Here is a 22,628-nt window from a genome sequence, read left to right on the forward strand (position 1 = left end):
CCACGGCGCGTGGTCGCGCGGCGTGATCCGCGGCTCGGTTCAGACGGCCTCACGCGCTACGCTCGCCGAGTTCAGAGCCACCGGCGACGACGAGCTCGTTCTGCGTGTCCTCGGTCTCCAGAGCAAGGTCGGCCGCGCGCAGCAGGCGTGGGTCTTCCCACGCGTCGCCGACCAGCGCCATGCGGGTCTCCATCTCCAGCTCTGCCAAGGTGTGCGGGTAGATCTGCGTCGTTTCGACGGAGCGATGACCCAGCCGACGGCGGACCCAGTCCAGCGGGTCGCCGAAGACCATGTGGTAATGGCGACGCTGCTCGGGATTCATCGAGTCCAACACCCTGAGGTGACCGCGTTGCAGGTGTTCCAAGGTAGTCACCGCGAAGCTGTGCCGAAGCATGTGCGGATGGCAGTAAATCATCAGCCCCGACCGCACGCATCGGTCGCTGGCGGCACGAAACACCGACTTCCACGCGTGCAACGTCAACGGCAGGCCATCCCCGCCCAGCCATAGCGCCGCCGGTTCCAACCCCTCGGCAGTGCGTCGCAGCAGCCGGCTCCGCTGCTCGGGACCGAGCCGGTCGACACCGATCCAACGAGCGTCCAGTCGCACGGCTGCTCGTGTCGGATGGTCCACGATCAGGGCGTCGGCGAGCCGGTCGTAGCGACCCGCTGCACGGGCCCGCGTGACCGCCTCGGCCCGGTCGACCTCAACGTAGGTCCACAGATCCCGAAGCACACTGTCGGGGAAGTAGATGTTGCGGGCCGACCCTAGCTTCGCTATCGACGCAGGCAACCACGACCGATAGTAGCCGTGGAAGCCGTCCCTGTCTGGCAGTTCGTAGATCGTCAGGCTGGACTGCTCCTCCAGCCGAAGCCCGGTGCGAACCATCGTGTCGGCGTAGGCAGCGTTGCGCGCGACTCGTGCGCCGCGAAACGTCGGGTCCGGCAATCCATCCGGTCGATAACCGCGGAGCCCGACGTCCCGCCATGCCCGGTACATCCGTGGCGGCAACCACTCCACCCGATCCCGGCCAACATCCGGCCGTCGCTCCGCCGCCGTCTCCAACTCCCGTTGCAGACCCCGATTCCGTGAATGCGTCCGCGCCCGGCGCTGAACAATCGGCGAGTGCTCGATGTGTCCGCTACGGACAGCCCACCGGTAGAACCCGTTGACCGACGACACCTCACGATCCCAAGTGGACGCGGCCACCAGCGGCCCCGACTCGTCGCGACAACGCCAATACTCGAACGCCCGCCGATCGTCCTCCGTAGCGTCTCGCCACATGCGCGGCCGATCCCCATCACTCGCTGCAGCATCGGCGACCAAGGGACGATGAAACCACAGGAAATCCAGAAATCGAGCCAAATCCCGCGTCGAGGCGTCGTGAGTGTGCCGTGAAGCGGTAGCCATGCGATACGAGTCGAAGTACCCGTTCAGCACAACGTCGTACGAACCATCCGGAGCCAGCAGAAACGGACTCCGCTCCACGATGTCCTCAGCCGCAAGCCAACCGTCCACATGCCCCAACTCCGCCAGCAAGGGTCGTGGCTCACTCGGCCAACGGCGTCCTCGCTCGGTGAACTGGACCCGCCAACGCTTGATCAACACCAGGCGACCGTACCAACGTGGACAGTGTCCACCCATACATACGCCGAGGAGCGAGCGCGCGCCGACAACGACGACGTCTACGCGACCCAGACCCGTCAACCTGTTCACCACCTGATCGACTGGGGGTGGTCGCGCGAACGCTGCCTGCGCCTCCTGAAACAGAAATACCGGATCACGTGGAAAAAGTCAGCGTGTTCATTCTGTCCGTTCGCCGGATCGAAAGCGTCCATGCCCGCCCTGATGCAATGCCGCGTAGCTTAAGATGATCATGTTGGTGTGCATGGGTTTTGGTGATCCGGCGTGGTGACGTGCTTGTGTTTTCTCGGGGTGGCAAGGTATCCGGTTATGGACGCGAAGTGTGGTGGCAACGCCGGATCAGGTGTCACTGGGTGTGTTGGTGACGGCGGTGCCGCGGGATGCGGTTGACGATGCGATCGTGGTGTGCGGGGTGGGCGCGAAGCGATCGGATGGGAAGTTGCCTCCACATGTGGTGGCGTATCTGACGATGGCATTGTGCCTTTTTCCCGAGGACGACTATACCGAGGTGGTCACCAAGGTCACTGGGTCATTGGATCAGTGGGGATGCTGGAACGCGGCCTGGCGGGTGCCGACTTCGAGCGCGGTCACCCAAGCGCGGAAACGGATGGGTCGTAACGTTTTCCCGGAGATCTTTGAGCGGGTATGTGGTCCGGTGGGCGGTGAGTCGTCGCCGGTGGCGGCCATGGTGGCGACCGGGCGTGCACGGGGATCCTGGTTGCGGAACTGGCGACTGATGGCTATCGATGGGTTCGACGTCGACATACCAGACACTCAGGAGAATGCCGCGGAGTTCGGATACGCGGGCTCAGGTGACACGCGTTCGGCGTATCCGAAGGCGCGTGTGGTGGCGATGTCGGAGTGCGGCACGCACACGCTGGTCGCCGCGGAGATCGGCTCTCGCGCGGTGGGGGAACAGACCATGGCGCTGGGACTGTATCCGCGGCTGCGTGATGACGAGTTGCTGACCGCCGATCGTGGCTTTTACAGTTTTCAGGCATGGGGACTGGCGGCGGGAACGGGCGCGGCGTTGGTGTGGCGGGCACCGACCCGCCTGCGATTGCCAGTGGTGAAAGTGCTAGATGATGGGACCTTTCTATCGGTGGTAATGAAACCGGGAATGCGCGATGCCCGACGAGAACGAATACTCGCCAAAGTCGGCGCCGGCGAGGACATCGATCCCACGGAGGGTTCTGTGGTGCGAGTCGTGGAGTACGACGTGCCGGACCGAGTGGGTGGCGGCACCGGTGAGGTGATCGCGCTGCTGAGCACGATCACCGACCCAGCCGAGGCAAGCGCCGAGGAACTAGCTGACGCCTACCACCAGCGCTGGGAGCAAGAAACGGCGCACGATCAGCTCAAAACGCATATGCGAAGGCCAGGCAAAGTGCTGCGTTCACGGCTACCCGACCTGGTGTACCAAGAGATCTGGGCCTGGTTGATCGTTCATCACACCATGACGGCGTTGATAGCCAGGGCAGCAGAGGCCGCCGATCGTGATCCGGATCAGGTGTCGTTCACCAAAACCTCCGTCTCATCCGCCGTACCGTGACTGGTAAGGCGGGTTTTTCCCCCTGACAACTGGGACACCGCGCTACCAGGTTTGACTCTTCACATGGCGCACTGGACACCGGTAGTACGTCGTCATCGAACCTGCCCCCGCGCAGTGAAACGCGCTCGCCACAACAGCTACCGAGTCAAAAAACCCAGTGATGCCAGCAGCGTTCGCCACCCCGGCCCAGCCACGATTCGCATCCGCGCTCTCACACCACAAACAACATGATCATCTTAAGCTACGCGGCATTGGGTGCAGGTGGGTGTTCGGACATTCGGCGAGGATTTCTTCGAGGTCGCCGATTGCTGCGCGGAAGCCCAATGTCTTGGCGACACCCGATACGTTCAGCACGATTTCGTCGACTCCGATGGTGCGGTATTCGTCGAGCCGTTCGTGGATGTCGGCTGCCGTCCCGTACAGGAAGACACCAGCGTCTACGAGCTTTCCGAAATCCGAGCCGTCACCGGAAAGCTCGATACCGGATCGTCGCAACGCATCCTGGTAGTGCGGCGCGCGCAGGTGTGCGCCGCAGGACGCGGCGGCGAGGTCGGTGACGTCGCGATCGACCCCGGCCAGCGCGACCGGTACGAACGCGGTGACCCGGACCGGCTCCGGGAGCGCGCGGTCCGGCGCAGCGCGCATCGCGGGCAGCAGAATTCTGTCCAAATAGGACGCCGAGCCGAGCCAGGTGATCGCGGCGTCGGCAACCTCGCCGGCGAGCACGGCCATCTTCTCCCGCAGTACGCCGAGCCCCACCGATACCGGCGCCGATGGGCAGGGGCCGAGCCTGGCGTAGGTCGAGTAGTGCTCACCACCAACTTCCGTCGGCTGTCCGGAAAGCAGGCCGCGGACGATGCGGACGTACTCCTCGCTGGCTCGCAGCGGGCTGCTGTACCGGCTGCCCAGCATGCTTTCCTGTACCACGGGTTCGCCGGGGCCGAATCCGGCGAGCACGGGTTGCCCGGTCGAGATGGCCACGGAGCGGGCGTCGAGCGCTGCTTGGTACGGCGATCGGAAGGGCATCAGCGATACGCCGAACCCGGCGGGCACCCTGATGCCGATCCCGGCGAGCCAGGTGATCAGCTGATGCGCTTCGATCGTCATGGTCTGTCCCTGCCACAGCCGGTGCGCGCCGGTCCAGCGAACCAGGTTCGCGAACGGGACGGCCTGCTCCGGCCGGGCGGGCGCGAGCGGGAACAGCAGTGAGTACCGCATGGTCAAGCCTCCTGGCTGCGTCAGCCGACGCGGTCGAGTGTGCGGTCGAAGGCACCGCCGGTCAGCGCCACCGGGATGGGCACGGGCACGTGAGGCGAGTCGTGCAGCAGCACATCGGTGTCGCCGATCCCCGCCCAGCCGAGCATGTACCCGATAAGCGAAGTGCGGCCGGGGATCCCGGTGCGGAACCCGTTGGCGCGGACGGTCTTCAGCACCCGCTCCTGATATTCGTGTGCTCGCGTCGTCAGCGAGTCGTCGCCGAGGATCCTCGCCGTGGCGAGCAGGGACTGCACCACGCCGCTGCTACCGTGACAGACCGAGAGATCGACTGGAACATCCTCTTCGAGCCTCGTCGCGTCGTCGGCCATCGCAGCGAGCCGTCCGCGGGTGAGCCAGTCCGCCCTGCCCGCCGACGACAGGATCTCCGCCGAGGCCAGCAGCAGGCCGGCCGCGCCGTTGCACCAGCCGGTGTGCGGTGACCGCACCGGTGCTGCCAGGCGCGCGGCCAGCCAGTCCGCCGTCGCCGTCACCATGTCCTCGTCGGCGAAGACCGCGCCCGCCCTGGCACACGCCCAGCGCAGCCCGAGCTCGCCGTGGGCGAGGTCGAACCAGTCCACCGACCTCGGTGCGGCGAGCTGGCTCAGGACGACGTGGTGCAGCCGCGCCAGCCGATCGTCGCCGCACATCGCGCCGCCCGGCCGCGCCAGCAGGGCCATCAGCAAACCGGGTGGGCCGTTGGCCAGGTCGTCTTCGACGGTGCCGGCGGCAACCCGTGCGTCGACCGCGTCGAGCATCGCGAGTAGACCGATTTCATCCATTTTGGACGGACTGGTGAGCAGGAGTGACGCGGTTCCGGAGAACACCGACTCCGGCATCCGCGCGAGCGACTCGCGGTAGTCCGCGAGCAGGGAGTCCAGCCCGCGATCCGCGCCGAGGTAGGTTTCCCGGACCTCGTCGTCGTACCGTGCCGCGCGCTCCAGGAACGCGACGATGCCGCCGGTGTCGTGGAAGGAAACGCAGTTGCCCGGCGTGATGGTGGTGGCATCGCGACCCGGCCCGATGCCGCAGACCCAGCCGATCTCCCGGCCGCGCTCGCCGTCGAACGACACGCCGATCTCGGTGATGCGGTCCGCGATCGCCCGCCACCAGGTGCCCGGAGTGCACGAGGCCGTCCCGCCGAACACGCTCACCGCGGACAGCCCCGCGGGTTCGTCCGGTCCGATGACCTCGCCGAAGCACTCTTCGAGCAGGAACTGGTGGTAGACGTCGGCGCGGGCCGCGTTGAGCTCGACGCCGCGGCGCGCGACGTCGAGCGGTGTCGTCTTGAACACCCCGTGGCAGCGTTTCGCCAGCGTGCTCAGTTCGGTGGATCCGCCGCGCAGCACGAAGTACGGGACGTTCCCGGTGCGCAATGATGCCCGTTCCTGTTCGCTGACGAATTCGGCCGCTTCGGGTGAGAATCCTTCCGACACGCGGGTGAGCAGCCGGAACAGCCGCTCCGCCTCCGCCGGTTCGGCCAGGTAGTCCGGGTGCGTCGACGCGTCGATGAACCTGCCGTAGATCATCGTCGCGCGCAGCACGGTCCTCGCGGCCATACCGGCGTGCTCGTCGAACACAGCCGTGATAGCGCCGGAGCGGAGGAACCGCAGGCCGTCGAAGTACCCGGCGAGTACGTCCGTGAAATGTTCTGTCGCCGACAGCGGGCGATTCGCGAGATGCGGGACGTTGTCCTCGTGCGCGAACTGGATGGGTTCGAACCCCACCGCGACCGCATCGGTGCGCGCGTCGCGGATCGCGGCCCTGGTCATGGTCGAGCTCTGGTCGCCGGCGACGCCGACACCGGCCAGCACCACGTCGATCGGCGAGGACGGATCCAGCACCGGGACGAGCATCGTGGAGACCACCGACAGCCGCAGTTGGTTCACCAGCGCGTGCGGCAGCGTGTCGTCGTCGAGCCCGGCGTCGGACCGGATGACGGTTTCCGTGTCCACCACGCACGGGTACTCCCCCGCTGCGAGCAGGTTTTCCTCGTGCAGGTCCGAAGCGCCGATGGCGCCGAAGATCGACGCGAGCGCGCCGAACCGGTAGAAGTACCGGGACGGCTCCTCCGGCGCGATCATCGGCTCGGTCCGCACGAACCGCTGCCAGCCGTGCGATCCGACGGTGATCGAGTCCGGGACGCAGTGGCGCAACGGGAACCGCAGGAACGGCTCGGCCGCGGCGTAGATGTCGCGCACGAACCGGTCGGAATCCAGCGCGCGGGGCTTGTACATCACCCTCGCGCCATCGGCGAGCCGCAGTCCGATCACCTGGCGGTTGTCGTTGTGCGGGTCCGATCCGGTGCCGAAGATCCGCACGATGGGCTCGTCCTGCGGCGAGGGCCCGATCAGCTCCGCGTTTCGCAGCGCGGGTTTGTCCTCGGCGTAGGCGGTGAAGACGTCGGCGAAGGCTTCGAGCGAGTTGCGGCGCATGGTTTCCACGCGCGCCCTGAGCACGGGGTACTTGTCGAGCATGCCTTCCGCGATACCGTGCTGCGTCAGCCGGGCACCGAACGCCCGCAGCGCCTCGTCGGAGTCCGTGCTCATCGGCAGGCCGATACCGGCGCGGAACGCATGGAACTCGCCGATCAGGGCGCGGTACGCGTGGCCTTCGACGAGCGCGATCAGTCCTTCCCGGATCTCGTCCAGTACCTCGCCGACGTGCTCGGGCGCGGTGACCGCGGCGACGGGGCCGCGCAACGCGGCCGTGACCAGCTCGCGCGGGACCACGTGCCGGTAGAACGGGAGGAAGGCCGGTACGGTCACCGCGGACTCGCCTGGCCGGGTTGGCTGTGCCATCGTCAGTTCCCTCCGACGGAGAGCTCGTCCTGCTTGTCGCCGTAGAGTTCCGAGTAGACGGACCCGTCGGCGAGCAGGCGTGTGTGGTTCCCGCGTTCGACGACGCGGCCGTGGTCGAGCACGTAGATGTCGTCGGCGGACTTGATGGTCTCCAGCCGGTGCGCGATGATCACCTGCGTCGCGCCGAGCTCCTGGATGATCGTGGTGACCCGTCGTTCGTTGATCGTGTCGAGTGACGCGGTCGCCTCGTCGAACACGATCACGGAAGGGCGTTGCAGCAGGGCGCGCACGATCGCGAGCCGCTGGCGCTGGCCGCCGGAGAAATTGGCCCCCATCTCCGAAACCAGGGTATTGAGGCCCATCGGGAGCTCCTCGACGAAGTCGAGGATTCCCACGCTTTCGCAGTACTCGCGCACCTTTTCCGGCGAGATGTCCTGGCCCATCGTGAGGTTCTCCAGGATCGTGCGGTTGTGCAGGTGAACCTCCTGCGGGATGTAGCCGATCGCGCGCCGCAACGAGTCCCGGTCGTACTCGGTCATTTCGTGCCCGCCGTAGCGCACCGCTCCCCTCGACGGTTCGTAGAGCCCGCAAATGATCCTGCCCAGCGTGCTCTTCCCCGAACCCGATGCTCCGACCAGTGCGACCTTCGAGCCCGCCTCGATGGTCATCGAAACGTCGCGTACCACGAAGTCGCTGTGCTTGGTGTATCGAAAGCTGACGCCGTCGAGGCGGATCGAAGTCGAGGCGAGGCTCGTGCGCGTCCCGCCCGGGGTTTCCGACGGCGACTTCGCGATATCGCTCAGGCGCGCCATGTACCGGGAGGCCTCGGTGAACTCGGTGAAGGTCTGGAAGACCGAAGTGGACAGTGAGAAGTAGGTCGCGGAAACCGCCTGCACCGCTATCGCCGCGCCGAGCGTGATGTCGTTGTGCGCCACGAAGTACAGGCTCGACAGCAAGAGGACGAGCGGCCCGAACATCTGGGTCGTGCCCGTGACACCCGCGATCTTGCCCTGCTGCAGCCGCATTCTCGCCTTCATCGCGTCCAGCGACGCGGTGTAGACCTTGCTCCAGCTCTCGACGAACTCGTCGGCGTACCCACCCATTTTGATGGTCGGGATGGACACGATCGCGTCGAGCTGCGCGGACTGGCTCTTGCTCATCTGGCTGATCTCCGCATCGACGACCTCGAGCACCCGCACGCGCGTCTTCATCAGGTACACCGCGTTGAGCAGGAACAGCCCGATAGCCAGCAACCCGAGCCGCCTTTCGACGGCCAGCAGGTACACCGTCACGCACACCAGGGTCCCGGCGTCGAGAACACCTTGGGCCACACGGGAGGACAACAGGTCCCTGATCGTGTTCACACTGTTGAGCCGGAACAGCAGCTCACCTGGCTGGCGGGTGGTGAAGAACCGGTACGGCAGCGACAGCAGTTTGGTGAAGGTGTTCGTCATCAAGTGGTCGCCGAGCAGGGAGACCACAGTGGACAGTATGACGATCCTGGTCAGCTGCACCCCGAAGTGCACCACGGCGACACCGAGCACGACGGTGATCAGCCAGGCGAGGTCACCGAAGCCCTGCCATCGCGAGAACTGGTCGACCGCCCAGCTCGTGAGCACCGGGATCCCGAGCACAGCGCCGTATCCGCTGAACGAGAGCAGGCCGACCAGCGCGATCCGCTTGCGCGACCCTTCGGCGAACAGCGGCATGCCGCGCCATTCGGCGAACGGCTTCTGCCGCGTCCGCTCGAATTCCGGGCCGGGCTCGGCCGACAGCGCGACACCGCTGAAGCCCGCCTCCAGTTCCTCCCTGCTGAGCCTGCGCCTGCCGACCGCGGGATCCATCACCACCGCGCACTTGCCGTCGAACTTCTCGAGGACCACGAAGTGGTAGTCCTCCCAGTGCAGGATCGTCGGCGACGTGAACTTCGTGAGCGCGGAAACGTCCCTGACGCGGAACAGCTTCGCATCCATCCCACGGCCGCGCAGGAACCGGGCCAGCTGGCCCGCGCTCAGTCCGTCGCGCCCGGCGTCCATGTCCGTGCGCACGCTCGAGATGTCCTCGGCCCGGCCGTAGTACCTGAGCAGCGCCACGCAGCAGCACAGGCCGCATTCGGTCTGGGTGACCTGGGTCGCGGTCGGCACCCGCCGCCTGCCGGTGTTCGGTTTCATGCTGAACGCCCTTCCACGGTGAGTGCGATCGGGGACACCCGCGCGGCCGGGTCCAGGCGGTTGACCAGGTGCAGCAGCACGCCCGCGGTGCCGACCATCACGCTGCTGGTGTGCGCGTACCTGCTCGTGGTGTCTTCGATCTTGCGCGCGAACACGTCGGGGCGGAGCCAGTCCGACTCGATCTTCGCGAGCTTCTCGCGCACCGAGTCGTCACCGCCCCGCGCGATCCCGACCAGCGTGTCGTGGTTGCCGAGATCGCCGTGGCACCACGTGAGGTTGCGTCCGAAACCGAGCCGGAGGATGTTGTCCACCGCCCTGTCCCGCAGCGCGGTCACCACGTCGTTTTCGGACACTCGACGGTACGACGAGAGCGCGAGGGCGATGCCGGTCGAACCGTGGCACCACCCCGTCGAGAACTTCCGCGGTGCCGCCGCGTTCGAGAACCAGTTCCCCGCTTCCTGGTCGTAGAACGAACCGAGTCGGGCGACCAGTGCGGCGAGCGTGGCCTCCACGACGTCGCGCTGCCCAGCGGGAACCCACGGATGCGCGCGGCTCAATGCGTGGACGACGCCGCTGAGCCCGTGCGCGAAACCGGATTGGGCGACCACGTCCGCCCTCCCCTCTCCGTGCCGGAGCCCGTCCACGAGCGACGCGGTCAGCACCGCGGTCGCTTCCTCGGCGTGGGGCCCGCCGATCGCCATCACGCACCCGAGCACTCCGGCGAGGCCGCCGATCGTGTCGAGCGGCAACGCGTTCGTCGGCTGGGAGCGCACCTGCGCGAGTACGAGAGGCACCGCTTCCTGCGCGGCGGTGACCCAGGATTCGTGCCCGAGCAGCCTGCCCGCCGCCGACAACGCGAAAAGCGTGCCGGAAAGCCCGCGATAACCGCCGAACCCTGCCTGCTCGACGCTGCGCGCCTCGTACCTCTGCCCAGAAAGGATTTCCGCGGTGGTGGAGAAGATCTGCGCGGCGAGGTCGCGGTACCGGTCCTCGCCGAGTGCCCGTCCCGCGGCGGCGAGCGCGAGCGCGATACCGACCCTGCCGGTGTAGAGGTCGTACCCGAGCACACCGGCCGGCCACGGCCGGTTGGTCTGCGCGGAGGCGAGCGGGCCGATCCAGGTGCGGGGCAGGTGCGCGAACCGGTCCGGCAGCGAGGTCGCGACCAGGGTGTCCGCGAGCCGCGTCACGAGGTCCGTCAACTCGCCGCCCGGCCGCTCCGGCGCGGGCGGCGGGCTCGCCGCCGGGCCTGCCGCCAGGTGATTGTCCGGAAAGCGCGAGGAGAAGGCGGAATAGATGAGCTTGAGCTGTTCGGTGAGTTCGAACTCGGACAGTGCGGCGGTCTTCGCCAGTGCGCGCTCGACCGGAGACTGTTCGAAGCACGCGCCGACCTCGATCCCGTCGCCGTCTTCGAGGGCGACGCCGGTGGCCGCGACCGTGAAGTACGGCACGTCCCGTTCGGCGAGCTGGCGCAGTTCGGACAGCACGATGGCGCGCGAGGAGGTTTTGCTCGCGATCGCGATTCGCTTCAGCAGGGCCAAATACGGTTCGAAACCGTCCATCGCGGCGGCGCCCGACGCCAGTCGGAGCGTTTGGGCGTACTGCGCGGTCGGGTTGTGCACGTAGCGGACCCGCACGCCGATGGCGACCTTGCGCACCAGTGCGTCGAAGAACGCACGGTCGGCCGCAACCGCGCGAAACACCCTCGCGAACCCGTCCGCCATCCTGGCGCCGAGCACGCGGGTCTGCTCCTCGGTCAGCTCGTCGACGACGGTCCACCGCTCCTGCGCGCCCTGTGCGGCGAGCGCGAGCCGGACCCGGTCGGTGTACGGATCTTCGAACCGCATCGACTTGAACGGGGAGGAGCCACGGCCCTGGGCCCCGAGGAAGCCGAGGTCGACGTGCCCGCTGTCGTCGCCCTTGCCCATCATGACCAGCGGCAGGATCCCGATCCCGTAGATCGACTGCCCGATCGTGTCGTAGGCGTTCCCGTCGGCCTCCGGCGTCGGACCGACGTGGATCCGTGCCGGGTGCAGGAAGGTCTCGAGGTCGATGGGCACCGGGCCGCGCCGGGTGGCCACGATGTTCTCGAAGTGCATGTCCCTGGCGTTGAGCAGGTACAGCACGGCCGCGAGTTCACCGCTGGCCGCCATGAACTCCGCGGACAGGTCGGAGACGTCCTCGGTGCCAACGTATTCGACGTAGCCGTAGCCGTCGCGCTCGAGTACGGCCGCCGAAGCGAGCGAGGTGCCGAACCGGTCGTTGAGCGCGTGCGCGATTACCTCGTACGCCGCTTCACACGAGACATCGCGGGGTTTGTACGCCAGTTTCTTTCCCGACCGGAACCGGAGCACGGACACGGTGTGGCCGTGGTGGTGGGAGTCGCCGTCGGCGAGCCCGAACGACACGAGCGGATCGGTGACCTCGATACCGAACACGGCCGCGATGGCCTGGCGATCGCCGAGCAGCCGTCCGCAGAACTCGCGTGCGTTCGCGATCTCGTGCCGCAGCAGCGTGTGGGAAACCTCGTGCAGCACCGGGAAAACGAGCCCGCTGACTTCCTCGAAGGACGTGCGCAGTGATGCGTCGACGAAATGCTCGTACCGCGCGGCCGGATCGTCGCCGTCGAGCCGCCCCTGCTCCCGCGCGTGGTTGACCGCGGCGACCAGCGGCCTCGTCCACACCTCGCGGAGCCGGGACTCGGCGCGATCGAGCATCTGGATCACCGCACCGCGCACGTCGTCGAAGAGTTCCGCGTGCGCCCCGATCGGATCGGCCTCGGCCACCGCGGCCGCGACCGACCTGATCACGCGTTGGAACGGGTACCGCTCGCGCTCCTCGCACCACGCCCGCACCGCGGACGCGATCTCGCCACCGGGCACGGGACGCGCCACCGCCGGCTCGCCCCGCCTGAGCACGCCGATGATCTGGTCATCGAACCTCCCCAGCGGCGCAATGGTTTCCTCGACCTCACTGCTGTCGAATTCGGGGTAGTACCTGACTGGAGAATTCACGGCGCAGCTCCCTCCTCTTTCCGCCCGACGGCTGACCGGCAGCGGAATGGGAACCACCCCAGAGGAGTCCCCATTCCGCTGCCGCGCGTTATGCCGTCAGTGCCGGGTTCAGCACTTGCTGGTGCACTTCGTGGTCGGGCAGAACGCGATGGACGCGGCGACCGAGATCGGGATGGTCACCGTCCACGAACCACCGTGCGCGTCCGTGTCGCCGAGCTCCACGAGCTCCAGCTCGTCGTAGCGCCCCAGGATGTCATCGTTCTTTTCCGGCATCACATTCCTCTTTTCTTGACTGTTTTTCGCGGTCAGTTGCAGTTGGGCTGGCATTCCCTGGTGAGCGTGCACCAGCCGCCGTGGTTGGTGAGGTGGTCGCTCAGCGAGAAGGTGTTCGTGGTGCACGCGCCGTACGCGACGCCGTCGAAGTCCTGCTCTTCGATCTCGTCGACGAGCGCGATATCGCCCTGATACATGTCGGATCCCTTTCGAGAAAATGATTCTGTCCCATCAAGCAACACCGATGAGTGCGATGACCCCGACATGCCTTTCAGAACAGGCTACGTCGGTCAAAGACGGTCTCTGCTCCCCCAGTGACGGTTCAGCACACTATTGGGCTATCGCGGGCACCACAACGGTGTTCGAGCTGGAATCGAGTACACGGGGAGTGAAAATACGCGCTGAGCCCGAAGAATCACGAACGGCGACGAACGTCGCGGCGCACGACGAGCGCCGAGGCACCGGACACGGCGACCGCGACCCAAGCGAACAGGACCAAAAAGGACACCGCGGGCGGCCACGATATCGACGACCCGCCGGCGGTGTACCCGGTGAACACCCATCCATTCGCTATGGGCAGCACTGTGGCGATCGCGGTCCCCACGCCGGGCACCGTCGGCAGCAGTTCCTCCACGACGGCGTACCACGCGATGAGCGCCGCCACGGCGAGCGCGGAATTCCGCAGCGCCGCGGCGATCGCCGCGGACATCAGGCACAGAAACCCCAGCATCACGGGGAAAGTGAACATCGTACGGACACCGCCGTGGGAAAGGATCGTGGCCGGGTAGGCGAAATCGCCCGTCGCGATCGATTCGGTGACGAGGAAGAGCACCGGCATGAGCACGATCGCGAGCAGAGCGAAGCTCACCGAAGACAGCGCCGCCTTGACCACGAAGGCGAACGGGCGATGCGGTACGGCGCGCAACGTCTCCGCCGCGATCCCGTTCTCATACTCGGAAATGACCCGGTAGCCGCAGGCCACCATCGCGACCAGCAGGCCGGGGAGCACCATCCCGATCGCGGGCAGGTGCGGGTCGAGGAACTTCTGGTCCGCGCCGGCACCCCGATAGTGCACGGCCTGTCTGGCGATGACCCCCATCAACACCGCGCCCGCCAATGCGAGCGCGGCGAACACGACATGGAACCAGGTCCCCTTCGGCTGCAGGACGACCTTCCGCCACTCCGCGCGCGCGACGCGCCAGAGGACCGTGGCGAGTCCCGGCCCGGTGGCAGGTGGGGTGCGCTCGATCATGGGCTCGTCCTCTCGGTCTTCCACGCGCCCCAACCCGACAGCGCCGCAGCGACGACGAGCACGTACACCGCGCCGACGCCGGACGGCCAGTGGAACGCGATGCCCAGTTCGTCACCGGTACAGAAGTAGCGGAGGTTGGCCAGCGGCAGGAACGGCGCGAGCACCGGGCCGATCTCGGGGAGCCCGGACAAGAGCCGTTCGAGCACCGCGCCCCAGGCCAGCGACAAAGCCACGGCGGTCGCGCCGTGCCTGGTGATGGCGCCGACCCCGAGTCCCAGCACCGCCACGAGCACGCCCGACAGCCCGCAGCGCACCGCCAACCCGGCAGCACCCGCCGTCGCGACGAGGGATGCCACCACCGCGGCCGCGAACGCGACGGGCGCGGCCAGCGCCCCTTTCGCCAGCAGCACTTTCCAGCGCCGCGGCGTCGCCACGAAACTCAGCCACGCTGTCCCAGTCCGGTATTCCTCGGTCACCATGAGCGCCACCATCGGCATCATCTCGAACGGCACCACGGCCGCGAGCACGCTCCCCGGCTCGACGTGTCCGAAAAGGACTGCCGCGGCGGAGCCTCCGACCAGTACCAGCGCGGCGAGTGCGCCGATCCCCAGCGCGACCGGGTTCGCGCGCAGTTTCGCGCACTCGGAACGGATCACCGCGGTCATTCGGGGCGTCCTTCCCCTCCCACGGCACGCGCCCGGTGGTCGGACTCGTCCGCCACCACCGCTATGAACGCCCGTTCGAGCGAGGAACCGCGCGAGGTCAGTTCGTGAATCTCGACATCGTTCGCGACGGCCAGTTCCATCATCGTTCTGGAGTCGGCACCGGCGACCACGAAACCCGCACCGCACCTCCCGTCGCTTTCTTCGAACGTGTAATCGGCCATCCCGGCGCCGTCGAGCACGCGCGCGAACGCCGGTCCGTCGGCGACCCGCACGTACACGGCTCCTCCCCCAGCCGAGTGTGCTTCGACGAACTCGGCGACCGTCGTCCTCGCCTTGACCTTGCCCCGCGCGATCACCACGAGGTGGTCCGCCACCGGGAAACCTCGCTCAGCAGGTGACTCGACACGAGCACGCCCTTGCCGTCACGGGCGAGCACGGTGAGCAGGTCCCTGATCCAGGCAATGCCCTCGGGGTCGAGCCCGTTGCTCGGCTCGTCCAGCAGGAGGTAACGGGGATCGCCCAGCAGCGCGTTCGCCACCCCGAGCCGCTGGAGCATACCCAGCGAGTAGCCGCCGGTGCGCCTCGACGCGGCCGAGGTGAGCCCCACCAGGTCGAGCACCTCGTCGACGCGGCTGTCCGGGATGCCGTTCGATGCCGCGAGCCAGCGCAGGTGCGCGCGGCCGGACTGCTTGCGGTTGACCCAGCTCGGATCGAGAAGCGCGCCGACATGGCGCAACGGTTCGCGCAGGGTCCGATACGGCCGGCCGTCGATGAGGACGCTTCCCCCGCTCGGCCGCTCCAGGCCGAGCATGATGCGGATCGTGGTGGATTTCCCCGCCCCGTTGGGGCCGAGGAACCCGGTGACGACACCCGGTTCGACGGTGAACGAGACGGAGTCCACCGCGCGGACATCGCCGTACCGCTTGGTCAGCTGGGCGACTTCGATCATGGGTCCGTTCCGGTCCAGCCGGTCACGCCGTGCCCGCTGTCCTCAGCGGTTCACCCGGCGATGTCGGCACGGTCTTGGCATCCCGCTCCACCTGTTCCGCGATGCGGTACCACAGCTCTCCGTTGCGGCGCGCGAGATCGGCGACCGCTCTCGCGCAGTGAGGTGGTGTGTGCGTGGTGATGGTCTTCCAGTCGCTCAGCCCGCAGGTGTGCGCACTGAGCCATCTCAACAGCGTTCGCCCGGTGTCGGTGAACCGCAGCATCGGGTCCTTCGCCAACACCGGCAACAACGACTCGGGCCGCACTCCGGGTGGGCCGGACGCCCGCGGACCCGGCTGACTCACGCCGCCCTGCCGCTGCTGGGCCGGGACGGGGTGTTCTCCCGCCCGCAGGCGTCTTCGGACGTCCAGCGCCGTCGACGGCGCGATCCCCGCCGCCGCCGCGATTTCGCGTACCGGCGCGTCGGGACGGCTCGCGAACAATTCGCTCGCCATCATCCGGCCCGTCGAAGAATTGAGCGCTCGGATCTTGCCGTCGCGTCCGATCCTCGCGTTCGACCGTCCGATCCGATCGGTCGAACGCGCTCGCGCCGCCGCGACGGTACTGGCACTGAGCCCGGCGACCTCGGCGATCCTGCGGTCGGACCACTGCGGATGCGTGCGCAGCAGACGGCCCGCCGCCGCGACTCTGTCCGCAGTAGACAGTGATAGTCCGTGCCGGACGTTCAGTTCGACCGCGAGCGCGAACGCCGCGTCGTCGTCCACCTCGTGCAGTACCGCCTCGATCTCGCGCTCCCCGCGGAGAGTCGCCGCGCGAACGCGGTACATCCCGTCGATCACCCGCATCGTGACGCGCTGCACCGCGATCGGCGGCCACGGCGACTCGAGGCTCGCCAGTAGCTTGAGGTGCTCTTCATTCCACGAAGCGGACCGCAGCGAGTAAGCGGGACGCAACTCGCTGAGCGCCACCCGCAGCACCTCACCCGCCCCCACCCCGTCCGACCCCGGCTCATGTCGATCGACCGTCATCGCGCAGACCCCCTCTGCTGTGATCAGACCATCCAGCGCCTTGCGCGGGTACCGTCTCCGAACGTGAATGTAGACGGACTCTGACCACCGAGCTAGCGGTCAATCAACCCTCACCGCGATGGTGAAAACGCGAAGCCATGTCGGGTTTCGCCCTGATCAGAGTGAGCGATAATCGTCGGACGGGCGGCACGCCTGGCAAGTAATCGTTTCCCGAGCACGCTGCCAACCCCGAAGCCAGCGAGCAATCCAGCACACTGGAGGACACAACCACCGGCACTCTCGCACGGCTTCGCCGAGCCCACTCGCCAATGTGGATTCCTCACACACGGCGACGCCCTGTTCGACCTCGATGGCGAAAGCGAACCCGTCGTCTGTTACTTCAATGAGCCATTTTCATCCTTGGCTGGATGTGTTGGCGGGCAAGGCTTATCGCTGATCACAGGTAGATGATCATCGGCGTGTCGAGGTCCTGGCATGGCAAAGCCCCTGGTAGCAGGAATTTCGACCAAGATCGTTCCGCAGGACCCCAGGGGCCTCACATGCTGTTCTACCGTGCCGCGCTGCCGTTGCCACATCAGACCCTCACCGTCGTGTCCGGTCTCATCCGCGCCCACCGCAAGCAGCTCAGCTCGGTGTGGCGCAAGCTCAACTCAGGTCAGCAGGCCCTGGCGGTGCTGGTGTACCTGCGCAAAGGCGAACCGTTCGCCGAACTCGGCGCCGGGTTCGACGTCTCCACCACAACCTGCTGGCGCTAAGTCAACGAGACCGTGGAACTGCTGGCAGCGCGAGCCCCGAAACCGCCCGAGCTACTCCGGCAAGCACAAGAAGCACGGCATGAACCTGCAAGTCATCGCCTCGCCGGACGGCACCATCCTGTGGGTCTCAGGTGACCTGCCCGGCAGCACCCACGACACCGCCGCTGCCCGGATCTGGCAGATTCTCGCCGCCCTGCGTGACGCCGGGCTCATCGCGCTGGACGACAAGGGCTACCACGGCTACGACGAAGCCGGACAACACGTGATCACCCCGTACAAGGGCAAGAACAAGCCCGAGTCCCAAAGGGATGCCAACCGGGCTCACGCACGGCCGCGCGGTCCCGGCGAACGCGCCAACGCCCAACTCAAACCTGGCACATCCTACGCAAACTCCGCTGCTGCCCCCGACGCACCGGCCAACTCACCAAAGCCATCCACGTCCTACAAAACTACGAGATCACCACAGGATGAAAAGCACTCTATGTACCCAACAGCCCCTAAAGCCGACGACGCCTGCAGCAATCCACCCGGGTGGTCCTGCACCTATTGCCCCCGCAGCAGGTACACAAACTGCGCAATGACCATTGTCGTCAATTTGGTTGAGCGGTTCAGCCCCCGCCGTAGGTGTAGCGGTTTGCTGGCGGCCGATGGTGTGTCCGGGAGGGCGATGTCGTCGCGCCGGGTGAAGGTGCCGGTGCCCGGCGTGTACCAGCGGGCGCCCATGTCGACGGCACCGGTGTCGGGGTCGGTGTAGTCGGACTGGAAGCCCAGCGGCGCGGTGGTCCCGGTCTTGGGCAGCTCGCGAGCAACCTCAGGGCGCGTGATCTGGACCGTGTCCTGAGGGGCGCCGCTGCTTGATCCACTCCGCGATGGCGGTGACAAGGAACCCGCCGAGCAGGACACCGGCGAGGATCAGGACCCAAGGGGCCTGGTTGATGAAAACGATGCCCAGCGCGATCGTGATGACAAGCATCGCGACCACCACGAAGTAGTAGTGCTTATGGCGTCGCGATTCGTTGTCAGGTGACTGCATCATAACCTCAATGTGTAGCCCAGTTTGCCAACGCTGCGCGAACGGATCGTGCTCGCCGCGAGCGCCGGAATCCTGTCCCTGCTGGGCACCCCACTCGCGGTCGAGCACACCGTCCGCACCCCGAACGCCTGCCACGACGCCCGAGAGCCCTGGTGAGACTTGCGGAGCTCGCGTTGTCCTCGAGCAACGTCTGGGCGGTCGCGTCGACGGCGCGTGCGTGCAGGTGCCGGAACGCGGGCGGGATGCCGTTCGCCTCGGTCTGTGCGGCAGGCGACAGCACCTTCGCTGCCGGTGGTGCTGAGGACTCCGGCTGGAGAAGCCGCCGTGGACTGATCCGCACAGCGAGACATCGCTACGCAGCGACCTCGAACTGAACGAGCCCTGGGTTGTACCGCGCCAACAGGTAGAAGGCGCGACCCGCCATGGTCAAGCTGTCCAGCGATTCGAGGCCGCGATCCATCGCCGCCAGTTCGAGATCGGCGCGGGGCACCCCCCACCGTCGCGCGAACAGGCCGAGGATCTTCTCGGGATCCAGGTCGTTCAAGTCGAAGTCCTGGTGCTCGGCGAGCACGCGATCGTTGACCTCCCAGGCGAGCTGGACGATGCGTCGCGCACCAGTCCACAACGGCCGGTCGCGCAGCCGGTGGATCGCGAGTTCATCCCAAGGCAGGCCAGGTCTCACCCGGAAGCTGCGGAGGAGGAACGCGAGGAGCTGATCGCCCGGGGCCAGGGTGTCGCGCTCGGCCGGGGTCAACCACGGCGCGAGGAACCCGGCCCGGGCGGGATCGGCCGGGAGCCGGTAGAGACCCCGGTGTTCGCCGTGGCGCACCGCGGTTTCCGCCAGCGCCGTGTCATCCGGGGCCGGTGAGCCCGCTCCGCATTCCTCGGCGCACGCCGTCGCCAGCGCATCGAGAACGAACTGGCGGTGGAACCGCGGGGACTCGTCGGCGAACAACTGGCAGGCGCGCAGAACCCCGAGGTCGCCCTGGTGCGGCGAGTCGCCGATGCCGAGGCCGGAAGCGCCGGTCTGCCACAGGTAGAGGAAGGAGGTCCGGTTCACCTGGGGTGTGTCGCGCGGCGGGCCGTCCTCGCCGCGACTTGCCCGGCGCAGAACGTCCAGCAACAGCAAGGCATCTTCGCGCTTGGGATCGACACGATGGGTGACGCAGTACTGGCGTATCTCGCGAGCGGCCTCCACGCCGATGCCCGCTTCCCGACCGGCTGCGGCGAGGCCGTCGTAGGAGCGTCGCCCGAACGGCCAGCCGGCCAGCACGGCGACCAGGCGCGATGCGGTCGCGCGGTCGCAAACACCGTCTTCCACCGCTCGGGAAAGCGTGGCCCGCATGCACACCAGCGGTTCCGACAGCGCCCGGTAGTCCTCTTCCGGAGTGCTGTGCAACAACGTGACCTCGTCATCCGCTTCCAGTCGCCCGTCGCGGTAGTCGGCGTAGATCCCACCGATCCCTTCCATCCCGAACGAATCCAATTCGGCCGCGCGGAGCGCGCCCATGCTGGAGGCGCCGAGAACCCGGACGCCGTCGCTCAACAAGGCCAGGACTTCCTTGTGCCGGACCGTGCCGATCTGGTGGAAGTAACCGTCCACGATACCGACCACATCACCGGCGCGCGCGGGTAACCGGATCAGATCACCCGCGGCAACCGGCGGCAGCACCTCGATCGGCGAATCCCGCGCGAGATCGACCGCGTCCGGCAGGCTGGGACCGACGAAGAGAAAACAACGGGGCATGATCCTCCGCTCGCGGGAAGAAGAACTCGTCCTTGGTCGTGCTCAGTGGTCGTGCAGGGAATTCCCAGGGCACACCACGTGCGCCACCGGTATCGCGATTTCGGGGCGGGTCAGATCCGCGTACAGCGGAGCATGACCGGTCACACCCTTGATTCTCTCCGTGAGCCCCCGCTTTTCCACGTCGAGGGCGGGCACCCGCACCGATTCGATGGCGTCGAACGGAATCACCGGACCGTCCTGGTCCGCGAAGGGCGGAGATTCCGACGACCGCCGGACACCGAAGACACGAGCTTCCCGGTACGGGCCATGGCCGATGTCGTCCCGTGCCCCCGCGATGGCTGTCGCGCGGGACTGCGCCGCTTCGGTGAGTGCGCGCGACAGGGCGACCGCTGCGTCCAGGTGGGCACCGGCGCCGCCGAACGTCGCAGGGAAGGCATCGCTCCAGATCCGCGCGTCGAAAGCCGGAATGCGGTAGGGATTGTCCAGGAACCGGATTTGGACGTGCACCTTCGTCACGCGAAATCGTTCCAGGAGGTCCACCAGGCCGGCGTTTCCGATGGTTTCCGGATCCACCAGGGGCGGCACTCCCCCGCGCGCCGCGCGTGCCATCGCATCGCGCTCGACGACCTCGTACATCCCGTGCAGCAGCGCCTCGTCCAGGGTGTTCCCGCTGGCCAGTCCGTTGCTGCTGGCCCGGAACAGCGGCGGAGCCCATCGTCGGTCGAACCGGTAGTCCAGCCTGAGCAGGTCCGCGGGTACGAAGGATTCACCGCCGCCGTCGATCAGGCGCACCGGCCGCCACGGCAAGATCGCGTCCGGGTTGAGGTGGTTCCGCTCGGCCAAGGGGAGTTCGCGAACTCCGTAGTCGACCACGCGTTCCATTTCCTCCACCGTGCCCACCCGCGCCGGGGCGGCCAGCGGGTTTTCCGCGTGCCACAGCTCGATCGCCTCCATCGCCGCGGAAACCTTGGCGAGCGCGTTGCTGACGCCCTTGCCCTGCGAAACGGACAGGGTGCGGGCATTCGGCCGGATCGCCTGGAAAACCGGAATCCCGATCTCGTCGAGCCAGGTGACATCCGCGACGCGGGTGATGCCGACCTGCGGCAGCTTCGGCCTGATCCACTGCCACGTCTCCTCTGGCTCGCGGCTTCGGTGCGTTCCCTCGAACACTATTTTGGCCGGGCTCGGGTCTCTTCGATCGACCGCCGGTCCCGCGATGCGAGTCATCCGTCACCTCGTCTTCGTCTCGTTCCCGTGGCGATCGGGCTGGTGGCGCCGTGCCCACGGCACCACCAGCCCGACCTGGCTCAGCGGCCGGAGAGTTCGCTGTCCGCGGCCGTCGACTCAGTCGTCAGCACCAAGTAGACGGAGACCTGCCCTGGCCTGCTGTCGGTGATGTCCGCTGCCAGCTCGGCTGCCGTGGGCAACACGAGGTTCTTCATGCAAACACTTCCTTCCTGTTTCACACCTTCTGCGGTTTTTCCCCGGGGATCCGGGGAAACTGAGGAGCCGGGACCACTTCCCGGCGGGCCGTCAGGCGGAAGGAGAACGTTCCAGCAGCGCCCCGTGGACCACGCCGCCCTGCCATTCCTTTCGGTCGACGACCCGCAATCCGACGGCCGAACAGGTGCGCTCAAGGGTCTCGGCGTCGACGAACAACCAGGGAAACCACGGCCCGGCCCGATCGTCCAGCAGGAACCGCATACGCCGGTTTCCCGGATAGGCACCGGGCGGCCGGTCACCGCCGTTGAGTTTCCCGGCGGGTAGTCTGCGCCAGTCGGTACTGGTGAGGACGATGCGGCCCTTTTCGTTCAACCAGGAGGACAGGCGAAGCAGAAAAGCGGGAAGCTCCTCGACGGTGCCCGCCATTCCGCCATTGCCGCCGATGGCGAGCACCGTGTCCACGGTGTGCGGGGGAACATGGGAGAACACATCCGCTTCAACGCACCGAACGCCTGCCGCTTTCGCCAGCGACACCGCGGCCGGGGTCATCTCGACCCCGTACCCGTGAACACCGCGCCGCGCGAGAACTTCCAGGTGACGGCCGGTCCCGCACCCCGCGTCGATGACCGACCCGTCCCGCACCCAGTCGAGGGCGTCGATATCGACCGGTTCACTCGCTCCCGGCTCTCGCCGCCACCATTCCAGCGGCTGCGGCATGACCGGCAAGGTGCTGTGTTCGATTTCGACGGAGAGCGCGCACTGCCGATTCGCGCTCCGCAATGCCTGCTCAAGAAGGTCGTCCCCCACTATCGCCACCCCGAATCGTCAACGCAGGAATAGTCCGCTACGGACCAGCAGTTCGAACCCCGAGCGGAGCATCCGCCGGAACGGAACCCGGACTTCCACCTTCCAGCGCCGCCGGTGGAACGTCAACGCACTTGTCCGAAAGATTCCTTTCCCACCAGGCGATTACCCGAAGAGCGCCTTTTCGTTGCCCGAACGGACACCCGCCCCCCACGACCCGGATCAAGCCGTTCAGCCGAATGCCCGTCC

Annotated in this window: 19 protein-coding genes and 1 pseudogene; 2 read left to right on the forward strand and 18 right to left on the reverse strand. The window is 67.2% G+C overall.

Annotated features, from left to right (window positions below):
- Positions 1 to 49: 49 nt before the first annotated feature.
- On the reverse strand, positions 50 to 1,606 hold the full coding sequence (locus tag ABD256_RS14130; protein ID WP_344417711.1) for a recombinase XerD: 1,557 nt from the start codon (positions 1,604 to 1,606) through the stop codon (positions 50 to 52).
- A 358-nt stretch (positions 1,607 to 1,964) separates the two neighbouring features.
- Here ABD256_RS14130 and ABD256_RS14135 point away from each other — a divergent pair, with 358 nt between their 5' ends.
- Positions 1,965 to 3,194 (forward strand): IS4 family transposase, encoded by a 1,230-nt coding sequence (locus ABD256_RS14135; protein WP_344417713.1) that lies wholly within the window; start codon positions 1,965 to 1,967, stop codon positions 3,192 to 3,194.
- A 231-nt stretch (positions 3,195 to 3,425) separates the two neighbouring features.
- Here ABD256_RS14135 and ABD256_RS14140 read toward each other — a convergent pair whose 3' ends face one another.
- From ABD256_RS14140 to ABD256_RS14190, 11 genes are all read right to left on the reverse strand, one after another.
- Positions 3,426 to 4,412 (reverse strand): LLM class flavin-dependent oxidoreductase, encoded by a 987-nt coding sequence (locus tag ABD256_RS14140; protein WP_344417715.1) that lies wholly within the window; start codon positions 4,410 to 4,412, stop codon positions 3,426 to 3,428.
- Positions 4,413 to 4,432: 20 nt separating this feature from the next.
- Positions 4,433 to 7,249, reverse strand: coding sequence for a type 2 lanthipeptide synthetase LanM (lanM, locus tag ABD256_RS14145; protein WP_344417717.1), 2,817 nt, complete (start codon positions 7,247 to 7,249; stop codon positions 4,433 to 4,435).
- Positions 7,250 to 7,251: 2 nt separating this feature from the next.
- Entirely contained in the window at positions 7,252 to 9,420 is a 2,169-nt protein-coding gene (locus ABD256_RS14150; RefSeq protein WP_344417719.1) for a peptidase domain-containing ABC transporter, read from the reverse strand.
- Positions 9,417 to 12,431, reverse strand: a complete 3,015-nt coding sequence (gene lanM, locus ABD256_RS14155; protein WP_344417721.1) for a type 2 lanthipeptide synthetase LanM — start codon at positions 12,429 to 12,431, stop codon at positions 9,417 to 9,419. Before lanM (ABD256_RS14155) ends, ABD256_RS14150 begins: the two co-directional genes overlap by 4 nt.
- 108 nt (positions 12,432 to 12,539) lie before the next feature.
- Positions 12,540 to 12,704 carry a class II lanthipeptide, LchA2/BrtA2 family gene (locus tag ABD256_RS14160; protein WP_344417723.1) on the reverse strand — a complete coding sequence of 55 codons (165 nt, stop codon included), beginning with the start codon at positions 12,702 to 12,704 and terminating at the stop codon, positions 12,540 to 12,542.
- Between the two features lie 32 nt (positions 12,705 to 12,736).
- Entirely contained in the window at positions 12,737 to 12,901 is a 165-nt protein-coding gene (locus ABD256_RS14165; RefSeq protein WP_344417725.1) for a plantaricin C family lantibiotic, read from the reverse strand.
- A 218-nt stretch (positions 12,902 to 13,119) separates the two neighbouring features.
- Complete coding sequence (locus ABD256_RS14170; protein WP_344417727.1) at positions 13,120 to 13,956, reverse strand: hypothetical protein; 837 nt, start codon at positions 13,954 to 13,956, stop codon at positions 13,120 to 13,122.
- Complete coding sequence (locus tag ABD256_RS14175) at positions 13,953 to 14,621, reverse strand: hypothetical protein (RefSeq protein ID WP_344417729.1); 669 nt, start codon at positions 14,619 to 14,621, stop codon at positions 13,953 to 13,955. The genes ABD256_RS14170 and ABD256_RS14175 overlap by 4 nt, the downstream gene beginning before the upstream one ends.
- Positions 14,618 to 14,995, reverse strand: coding sequence for a hypothetical protein (locus ABD256_RS14180; RefSeq protein ID WP_344417731.1), 378 nt, complete (start codon positions 14,993 to 14,995; stop codon positions 14,618 to 14,620). The genes ABD256_RS14175 and ABD256_RS14180 overlap by 4 nt, the downstream gene beginning before the upstream one ends.
- Entirely contained in the window at positions 14,974 to 15,570 is a 597-nt protein-coding gene (locus ABD256_RS14185; RefSeq protein ID WP_344417733.1) for an ATP-binding cassette domain-containing protein, read from the reverse strand. The genes ABD256_RS14180 and ABD256_RS14185 overlap by 22 nt, the downstream gene beginning before the upstream one ends.
- A gap of 22 nt (positions 15,571 to 15,592) precedes the next feature.
- Positions 15,593 to 16,597 carry a ParB N-terminal domain-containing protein gene (locus tag ABD256_RS14190; RefSeq protein WP_344417735.1) on the reverse strand — a complete coding sequence of 335 codons (1,005 nt, stop codon included), beginning with the start codon at positions 16,595 to 16,597 and terminating at the stop codon, positions 15,593 to 15,595.
- 539 nt (positions 16,598 to 17,136) lie between these two features.
- Here ABD256_RS14190 and ABD256_RS14195 point away from each other — a divergent pair.
- Positions 17,137 to 17,823, forward strand: a pseudogene (locus tag ABD256_RS14195) (transposase family protein).
- A gap of 72 nt (positions 17,824 to 17,895) precedes the next feature.
- Here the strand turns inward: ABD256_RS14195 and ABD256_RS44390 are convergent.
- From ABD256_RS44390 to ABD256_RS14220, 6 genes are all read right to left on the reverse strand, one after another.
- Positions 17,896 to 18,255 carry an RHS repeat-associated core domain-containing protein gene (locus tag ABD256_RS44390; RefSeq protein WP_425546450.1) on the reverse strand — a complete coding sequence of 120 codons (360 nt, stop codon included), beginning with the start codon at positions 18,253 to 18,255 and terminating at the stop codon, positions 17,896 to 17,898.
- On the reverse strand, positions 18,164 to 18,493 hold the full coding sequence (locus ABD256_RS14200) for a hypothetical protein (RefSeq protein ID WP_344417737.1): 330 nt from the start codon (positions 18,491 to 18,493) through the stop codon (positions 18,164 to 18,166). The genes ABD256_RS44390 and ABD256_RS14200 overlap by 92 nt, the downstream gene beginning before the upstream one ends.
- A gap of 244 nt (positions 18,494 to 18,737) precedes the next feature.
- The gene (locus ABD256_RS14205) at positions 18,738 to 20,132 is read right to left on the reverse strand and encodes a TfuA-like protein (RefSeq protein ID WP_344417739.1); all 1,395 of its coding nucleotides are present in this window, start codon (positions 20,130 to 20,132) and stop codon (positions 18,738 to 18,740) included.
- 42 nt (positions 20,133 to 20,174) lie between these two features.
- Positions 20,175 to 21,359: a YcaO-like family protein gene (locus ABD256_RS14210; RefSeq protein WP_344417741.1), complete on the reverse strand. Its 1,185-nt coding sequence runs from the start codon at positions 21,357 to 21,359 to the stop codon at positions 20,175 to 20,177.
- 80 nt (positions 21,360 to 21,439) lie between these two features.
- Complete coding sequence (locus tag ABD256_RS14215; protein WP_344417743.1) at positions 21,440 to 21,574, reverse strand: hypothetical protein; 135 nt, start codon at positions 21,572 to 21,574, stop codon at positions 21,440 to 21,442.
- A gap of 91 nt (positions 21,575 to 21,665) precedes the next feature.
- Positions 21,666 to 22,382: a class I SAM-dependent methyltransferase gene (locus ABD256_RS14220; RefSeq protein ID WP_344417745.1), complete on the reverse strand. Its 717-nt coding sequence runs from the start codon at positions 22,380 to 22,382 to the stop codon at positions 21,666 to 21,668.
- Between the last annotated feature and the right edge of the window lie 246 nt (positions 22,383 to 22,628).

The sequence above is a fragment of the Amycolatopsis minnesotensis genome (assembly GCF_039529815.1).
In the GTDB taxonomy this organism is placed as follows: domain Bacteria; phylum Actinomycetota; class Actinomycetes; order Mycobacteriales; family Pseudonocardiaceae; genus Amycolatopsis; species Amycolatopsis minnesotensis.

What these genes read in the sequence shown, in the direction of transcription:
- ABD256_RS14140 (WP_344417715.1), bottom strand. Translation starts at nt 4,412, where the DNA reads ATGCGGTACTCACTGCTGTTCCCGCTCGCGCCCGCCCGGCCGGAGCAG.
- lanM (WP_344417717.1), bottom strand. Translation starts at nt 7,249, where the DNA reads ATGGCACAGCCAACCCGGCCAGGCGAGTCCGCGGTGACCGTACCGGCC.
- ABD256_RS14150 (WP_344417719.1), bottom strand. Translation starts at nt 9,420, where the DNA reads ATGAAACCGAACACCGGCAGGCGGCGGGTGCCGACCGCGACCCAGGTC.
- ABD256_RS14160 (WP_344417723.1), bottom strand. Translation starts at nt 12,704, where the DNA reads ATGCCGGAAAAGAACGATGACATCCTGGGGCGCTACGACGAGCTGGAG.
- ABD256_RS14165 (WP_344417725.1), bottom strand. Translation starts at nt 12,901, where the DNA reads ATGTATCAGGGCGATATCGCGCTCGTCGACGAGATCGAAGAGCAGGAC.
- ABD256_RS14170 (WP_344417727.1), bottom strand. Translation starts at nt 13,956, where the DNA reads ATGATCGAGCGCACCCCACCTGCCACCGGGCCGGGACTCGCCACGGTC.
- ABD256_RS14175 (WP_344417729.1), bottom strand. Translation starts at nt 14,621, where the DNA reads ATGACCGCGGTGATCCGTTCCGAGTGCGCGAAACTGCGCGCGAACCCG.
- ABD256_RS14185 (WP_344417733.1), bottom strand. Translation starts at nt 15,570, where the DNA reads ATGATCGAAGTCGCCCAGCTGACCAAGCGGTACGGCGATGTCCGCGCG.
- ABD256_RS14190 (WP_344417735.1), bottom strand. Translation starts at nt 16,597, where the DNA reads ATGACGGTCGATCGACATGAGCCGGGGTCGGACGGGGTGGGGGCGGGT.
- ABD256_RS14205 (WP_344417739.1), bottom strand. Translation starts at nt 20,132, where the DNA reads ATGCCCCGTTGTTTTCTCTTCGTCGGTCCCAGCCTGCCGGACGCGGTC.
- ABD256_RS14210 (WP_344417741.1), bottom strand. Translation starts at nt 21,359, where the DNA reads ATGACTCGCATCGCGGGACCGGCGGTCGATCGAAGAGACCCGAGCCCG.
- ABD256_RS14215 (WP_344417743.1), bottom strand. Translation starts at nt 21,574, where the DNA reads ATGAAGAACCTCGTGTTGCCCACGGCAGCCGAGCTGGCAGCGGACATC.